This window comes from Streptomyces sp. HSW2009 (assembly GCF_040240285.1).
Lineage (GTDB): Bacteria > Actinomycetota > Actinomycetes > Streptomycetales > Streptomycetaceae > Streptomyces.
The window spans coordinates 1-7,152 of sequence record NZ_JBEHZD010000424.1 but is presented as its reverse complement, the minus strand read 5'-3'; the positions used below and the strand labels follow the sequence as shown (position 1 = coordinate 7,152).

Annotated in this window: 3 protein-coding genes; all 3 read right to left on the bottom strand. The window is 71.9% G+C overall.

The window, feature by feature from the left end; translation table 11 throughout:
• Nucleotides 1-141: 141 nt before the first annotated feature.
• The 3 genes from AAHZ94_RS25165 to AAHZ94_RS25155 all read right to left on the bottom strand — a co-directional run bounded on the left by AAHZ94_RS25165 (nt 142) and on the right by AAHZ94_RS25155 (nt 6,946).
• Complete coding sequence (locus AAHZ94_RS25165; RefSeq protein ID WP_349995436.1) at nt 142-2,406, bottom strand: MMPL family transporter; 2,265 nt, start codon at nt 2,404-2,406, stop codon at nt 142-144.
• Between the two features lie 651 nt (nt 2,407-3,057).
• Nucleotides 3,058-3,780, bottom strand: a complete 723-nt coding sequence (locus tag AAHZ94_RS25160; protein ID WP_349995435.1) for a methyltransferase domain-containing protein — start codon at nt 3,778-3,780, stop codon at nt 3,058-3,060.
• Between the two features lie 604 nt (nt 3,781-4,384).
• A complete protein-coding gene (locus AAHZ94_RS25155; protein WP_349995433.1) occupies nt 4,385-6,946 on the bottom strand; it encodes an ATP-binding SpoIIE family protein phosphatase in 2,562 nt (853 codons plus the stop codon).
• Nucleotides 6,947-7,152: the final 206 nt, after the last annotated feature.

Here is a 7,152-nt window from a genome sequence, read left to right as displayed (position 1 = left end):
GCCCACAGCCTACAAGGAATCCACCGAACGGGAAGCAGTTCCCGTCCCGGCCGTCAGCAAGCTGTCCCGGCGGCCCCCCCGGCGCCCCCCCCCCCCCCCCGGGGGGCCCCCGCGCCGGGGGGGGGGGGCGCGGCTACCGGATCAGTCGCGGTTGGCGGGTTCCAGGTCGCGCTCCGCGGTGCCGGCGTCCGGTCGCGGGGGCGCGGTGGGCAGCGGCTGGGCGTCGCCCTCGCGCAGACCGATCTTGGCGTGCAGGGCGCGCAGCGGTCCTGGCGCCCACCAGTTGGCCCGGCCGGCGAGCCGCATGAACGCGGGCACCAGGGCGCCACGCACCAGCGTGGCGTCCATCAGGACCGCGAGCGAGAGACCGACACCGATGGCCTTCATGTAGCTGATGGAGCTCATGATGAAGCCGAGGAAGACGATGGCGATCAGCACGGCCGCGGCGGTGACGGTCGAACCGGTGTGCTCCAGGCCGCGCGCCACCGCCTTGGTGTTGTCCTTGGTGAGGTCGTGCTCTTCCTTGATGCGGGAGAGCAGGAAGACCTCGTAGTCCATGGACAGGCCGAAGGCGACGCAGAAGAGCAGGATCGGCACCGTCCAGGTGATCGTCCCGGTGACCGCGAAGTCACCCACCCAGCCCTCCAGGTGACCGTTCTGGAAGCCCCAGACCAGCACACCGAGGGTGGCGCTCAGGCTCAGGCAGTTCAGCACCAGGGCCTTGAGCGGCAGCACGATGCTGCCGGTGAAGAGGAAGAGCACGATGAACGAGCTGATCGCGATGACGCCGAGGCCGAGCGGCAGCTTGTCGCTCATCGAGCCGATGGCGTCGTGCAGTTCCGCGGCGGGACCGCCGACCTGCACGTCGTACGGGGCGTCGACGGCTCGGATGTCCTTGACGAGCTCGCGGCCCTTCTCGGACAGTGACTGGCTCTTGGGCACCACCGAGAGGTAGGTGCTGTCCGTGGTGCCGAACCGGTCGGCGGCCGGGGTCGGCGGGGCGACCAACTTGCCGCCGGCGAAGGTGCCGATCTCGGTGTCGACGCGGGCGACGTTGTCGAGCCGGGAGAGCTGCTCGGCGTAGCCGGCGATGTTGCCGCGCTCGCCCTTGCCGGGCGTGTCGTTGAGGACGACGTTGAGCGCCTGGGTCTCCTGGGCGTTGAAGTCCTTGCGGATCGTCTCGCCCACCTCGCGCGACTGGGTGCTGGTCGGCAGCACCCGCTCGTCGGCCAGGCTCATCTTCAGGTCGAGGAAGGGCGCGCCGAGGAAGAGCAGCAGCCCGATGACGACCGCGGCGACCGGCAGCGGGAAGCGCATCACGGTGATCGCGGTGCGGTGCCAGAAGCCCTCTTCCGGGTTGGGCGCGGTGGACCTCTTCTTGCCGAGGATGCGTCCCTTGTCGATGCGCGGGCCGAGCGCCTTGAGCAGCGCGGGCAGGAACGTCACCGAGACCGCGGCGGCGATCAGCGCGGTGGGAATGCCGGCGTACGCGAAGGAGCGCAGGAAGTAGAACGGGAAGACGAGGAGGGCGCCCATCGCCAGCGCGACGGTGATGGCGGAGAAGACGACCGTACGACCCGCGGTGCGCAGCGCGATGGAGATGGCGCCGTCGATGTCGACGCCCTTGCCCAGCTCTTCCCGGTAGCGCTTGATCAGGATGAGGCTGTAGTCGATGGCTAGGCCAAGTCCGAGGCCGGTGGCGACGTTGGTGGCCATCACCGAGACGTCGGTGAAGAGCGTGAGGATACGCATCGTCAGCAGTACGGCGACGATCGTCAGACCGCCGACCATGAGCGGCACGGTGGCCGCCACCAGGCTGCGGAAGACGAAGAGCATCACGATCAGCAGGACCGGGAAGGTGATCATCTCGATCTTGACGAGATCCTTCTCGGTGATGTCGAAGATCTCCTTGTTGGCGAGTGCGGACCCGCCGATCTTGACCTCGACCCCGTCGACCTTGCCCTCGTAGCGGGACTCGAACGCCTCGAAGCGGTCCTGGATCTGGTCCTCGTCACCGAGGATGCGCGCCATCACCAGGGCGCTGTTGCCGTCCTTGCCGCGCAGCGACTCGGCCTTGCCCAGCGACCAGTACGAGACGGCCTGTTCGACGTGGGGTTCCTTGCCGAGCTTGGCGGTGATGTCCTGCCCGGCCTTGGCCACCTCGGGGGCGTCCACGCCGCGCTTGTCACTGATCAGCAGGATGACGTTGGGCGCGCCCGCGTGGAACCGGTCCTCCATGACCTCGGCGGTCTTGGCCGACTCGGTGGAGGTGTCGACGAAACCGCCGGTGGACAGCTTGGAGATGACTCCGCCGCCCAGTGCTCCCGCGACGAGGAAGAGGATTCCTGACAGGTAGAGGACGAGTCTGCTGCGACCGGAGGTGAACCGGGCCAGGGAAGCGAACATCTGACAATTTCCTTCAACTCGGACGATCAACCGGGGTTGCTGGTGGCGGCGAGGACGGGGGTACGTGTCAGAGCCGCCCGCCCACGGACTGTGGAACAAGCTGCCCCTGTGGAACAGTCTGCCCCACAGGGTGGGGCCTCGCTACAGGGCCCCCCTGTTCACCTCGCACACCCCCCGCTCGGGAGCCGCCGAGGGGCCCGCGCCCGGCGCCGCCCGCCCCCTCACTGGCCGGACATAGCAGCGGGAATACGGATATGACCGTCCGTCACTCCGAACGGAGGTGTGGGCGACAGCACAGCTTTAGCGCGTGAACGTGGACACCTCAATCGTTACGACGCTGTGCTGTGGCCCGCCCCGCCGCCGCCCCGAAACACCCGTGCCCGGCCACCAACACCCGGTTGACCAGCCATTTCCCGAGCAGGCGAGGCCGATCAGCGCGTCGGTCCTGGGAGGGCGGCCGACCGGGTGCGCACCGGGTTCGTACACACCGACTCCGTACGCACCACGGCAGCAGCCCGTACGCACCACGGCAGCCCGAACGCAGCACCCGGCGCAGCCGAAACGGCCGACCGACCGTCAGACTCCGGTACGCAGCCGCTGCGTGAGCCGACCTCCGCCCAGACCGGCCCAACCCCGCCCGGGCCCAGCCCTTCAGGCGCCGCGGGCCACCAGCCACCAGGCCGACGGCAGGGTGAGCGGCTTGCCGTCCGGGCCGTACTCCGTGGTGTTCAGCGGGAGTTCGCCGGTCGCCAGGGTGTTCAGCCGCGCGGCGCGCAGCAGTGCGGGAACCGCCTGGTCGGAGACCTCGCCGGGGGCGATGCCGTGCTGGAAGACGGCCGCGAGCTTGGGCGGCGGGCCGGCGGGGCCGCCGGCGAGGCCGCGCAGCAGTTGCCCGGCCGCCTCGGCCAGTTCCACGACGAAGGCCCGGCCGCGGTCGCCGACGAGGACCGCGATGGCCTCGGCGACCCGCGGCAGATCGCGGCTGTCGCACTGGTGCAGGACGCCGCGCAGATAGATGTTGACGTCGCCGAGTTCCGCGTGCAGCGCCCGTACGGCGGGCAGGTTGGCCGCGTCCAACTGGCGGTAGCTGGCGACCCCGGCGCTGTCGTCGGCACGCGCCCTGGCCACCGCGGCGTGCGCCAGGTCCACGCCGATCACCTGGCCGAACTGTTCGGCCAACCGCCGGCTCTGGGTGCCGTTGCCGCATCCCACGTCGAGCACGGGCAACTCGGGGTCGAACTCGTTCTCGAAGAGGGGTAACTGACGCACCACGGTCTCCTGCGCCGGAGCGTCCCAGAAGACACCGCCCGGCTCGATGGGCGCGTCCCGCCAGTACTCTTCCCAAGCCCGTGCGTAGCCGGTCGACTCAGTCATGCCAAATTGCTAGCGGCACGGGTCGATGTGCACAAGCGGACGATCAAAAGTTTCCCCATTCCGCCACCGGCCCGCCGCCACGTAGCCGCCCGATCCGGTGCGTACCGCCACCCCATCCCGTACCGGCGTCCACCCGGGCGACGCGGGACGGCAGCCGCCCGCCGCCCGGCAGACGACCGGCGCCGGGCCGCCACTGGCCGGCCGGACCGGCCCGATGTGAGCAACGGGCCGCCGCCCGCCGGCCGGGCCGTCCGGATGCGAGCAGCGGATGGCCTGCCCTACGGCGAACGGGTGAATGTCGGAGTACGGGCCGCGGCCCGGCGAACCCCGTGGAGGGGCCGGCGAATCGCGCGGGGCCCGGTCGCTGCCGGCACGGGGACGCACGCGCGCGTAGTGCTCGCAACGGGACCCCCCCCGGACCCCACGCGGCTCGGCACCGACGGCCGGCACAAGCGCCAACACAGGCAGCCAGCACGGGCGCCAGCGCAAGCGACCGACAGGCGAGCCCGGGCGACGCGCCCATCAATCCCCCGCCGCCCCGCTACCCCCGCCCCACCAGCGCACCAACCCGCTGGCCCACCCACCACGGCCCCGGCGGGCGCGCCTACCGCAGCGGCTGCTCGAACCAGACCGTCTTGCCGTCGGCCGTACGGGCCGTGCCCCACTCCCTGGCCAGCCGGCTGACCACCTGCAATCCGCGGCCGTACTCGTCCGTCGGCGTGGTCTCCAGCAGGGTCGGCAGCCGGTGGTCGTCGTCGCGCACCTCGCACAGCAGCGCATCGGTGCGCACCAGCCGCACCCGCAGGTCCTCCCGCGCATGCCGGACCGCGTTCGTCACCACCTCGCTGACCAGCAGTTCGGCGGTGGGCACGGCCTCGTCCAGGCCCCAGTGGCACAGTTGTTCGCGGACCTTGCGGCGGATGGTGCGCACGCTCTGCGGGCGGGGCGCCACCTCCCAGTCGGCCACGTCCTCGGCGGCGATGCCGTTCAGCCGGGCCATCAGGAGCGCCACGTCGTCCTTGCGCCCGCCGCGGCCCTGGTTGAGCGTCCCGGCCAGCGCGCGGATGATGGTGTCGCAGGCGTCGTCCATGGAGGCGGCCGGATGGGCCGCCGACTCACACAGCGCAGCCAGGCCCACGGCGATGTCCTCGCCCCGCACCTCCACCAGGCCGTCCGTGCACAGCACCAGCCGGTCACCGGGTTCGACCGGCACCCGTACCGTCTCGAACGGCACGCCGCCCACCCCGATCGGCGCGCCCGTCGGCAGGTCGAGCAGTTCGCTGCGGCCGTCCCTGGCGCGGACCAGAACGGGCGGGATGTGGCCGGCGTTGGCGATCGTCAACTCGCCGCCGATCGGGTCGTAGACCGCGTACAAACAGGTGGCCAGGTAGTGCTCGCCCAGCCGCCTGGCCAGGTCGTCCAGGTGGCGCAGGAGTTGGGTGGGCGAGGTGTCGAGCCCCGCCATGGTCTGCACCGCGGTCCGCAACTGGCCCATCATCGCTGCCGAGTTCAGACCGTGACCCATGACGTCGCCGACCACCAGGGCGGTGCGCGAGCCGGGCAGTTTGATGCTGTCGAACCAGTCGCCGCCGACCCGGCCGAGCCGGGTGCCCGGCAGATAGCGGGTCGCGGTGTCGCAGCCGGCCATCCGCGGGGCGATGTGCGGCAGCATGCTGTCCTGGAGCGTCTCGGCGACGTTCTCCTGGTGGGTGTACATGCGGGCGTTGTCGAGCACGAGCCCGGCGCGGGCGGCGAGTTCGGCACCGGTGACCCGGTCCATGTCGTTGAACTCGACCCGCTCCCGGTGCCTCAGCAAGATCATGAAGCCCAGGACCACCTGCCGTGCCTTGAGCGGCACGACCAGCATCGAGCGGTTGTTGATCAGCGGGCTGATGTCGCGCTTCTCGAACTGCGCGGCGATCGCCCGCCCCATCTCCTCCGAGATGCGGGGCACCAGGACCGGTTCGCCGCTGGTCATGCACTGGAAGAAGGGCGTGTGGACGGGGAACGGCATGGACTCGCCGACCGGAATCACATCGTCCCAGCGGCCCGGCTCGTCGTTGTGCTCCACGGCCACCCGGTGCCAGAGGGTGGTGGCGTCCGGCGGGCCGTCCGGGAAGCCCTCACCGGCCACGACCTGTTCGCGCAGGTACGTGCCGGCCACGTCGGTGAAGCGCGGCACCACCGCCGCGCTCACCTCCTCGATGGTGCGGGCCAGGTCGAGCGAGGTGCCGATGGCGCCGCTGACCTCGTTCAGGAACTCCAGCCGTTCACGCACCGCCGCGTATTCGAGGTCCGAGTCCAACTCGGCGGCTGCCGCGGCGGCCACCTTCGGGTCCACCGCCTCGTCGGTGGCGGTGCGCAGCAGCCTGGTGCGCCGCTCCACCCGCTTGGGCACGCCCCAGTCGGGGATGACCGGCACCCGCTCGTGCTGGCTGATCTCCAGGACCGGGTAGCCGAGTTCGAGCACCTGGGCCACGATCCTGGCGCTCTCCTGCGGGCTCATGCTGGGCAGGATCTCGGGCAGCCGCCGAGCCAACTCGGTCGCCTCGGCGAACTCGGTGTGCAGCGCGAACCCGGGCGCCACCCGCTCGTACCAGCCCTGCTCGTCGGTCACCTGGGTCGCGTCGGCGGCGAGCAGCAACAGCCGCTCGGGCCCCGGGCCGACCAGCGGGTAGGCCCACCAGAGCACGGCGCCCGAGCCGGGCTCGCCGTCGGCCAGATGGGCCCGGCCCGCGGTGGTGTAACAGGATTCGCCGCCCAGCGAGGCGGCGAGTTGCGGGCCGAGGTGGCCGAGGGCGGCGGGCTGGCCGGGGTGCGGGCCAGCGGCCGGGCCGCCGTCGGGGTCCGGGTGGTCGATCAGGTCCGAGCCGTCGCGCGGGGTGCCGGTGCGGCCGGGTCCCGTGCTCTCGCGGGGGCGTTCGTGCTGGTGGCGAAAGGCACCGGAGACCGGCATCAGATCGCTGGCCAGGGCGCCGACCGCCGCTTCGCGCGGATGGCCGAACAGCTTCCGCGCCCCCACGCTCCAGTGCGTGACCAGTCCGGCGCCGTCCACGACGACCACCGCGAGCGGTATCCGGCCCAGGGCAGGCGACTGCGCCGCCCGGGCCCGTGGCACCTGGGCCACCCTGTCGTCGCCTTCGCCCGGCGACGCGCCGTGGTTCATTGGCGAAGTCTCCTTCGTACGCGTACGCAAGATCTGCGCCCCCACGGCTACGGTACGGCCTGCGTGCTCGGCGGCGCGGGCCAATGCCGGAAGAGGAGTACGCGGGGGCGGGCCCGGGGGGGGGGGCCCCCCCCCCCGGGGGGGGGGGGGGGGGGGGGGGGGGGGGGGGGGGGGGGGGGGGGGGGGGGGGGGGGGGGGGGGGGGGG

Bases quoted from the DNA above. Each gene is read 5' to 3' on its own strand.
- AAHZ94_RS25165 (WP_349995436.1), bottom strand. From the start codon at position 2,406: ATGTTCGCTTCCCTGGCCCGGTTCACCTCCGGTCGCAGCAGACTCGTC.
- AAHZ94_RS25160 (WP_349995435.1), bottom strand. From the start codon at position 3,780: ATGACTGAGTCGACCGGCTACGCACGGGCTTGGGAAGAGTACTGGCGG.
- AAHZ94_RS25155 (WP_349995433.1), bottom strand. From the start codon at position 6,946: ATGAACCACGGCGCGTCGCCGGGCGAAGGCGACGACAGGGTGGCCCAG.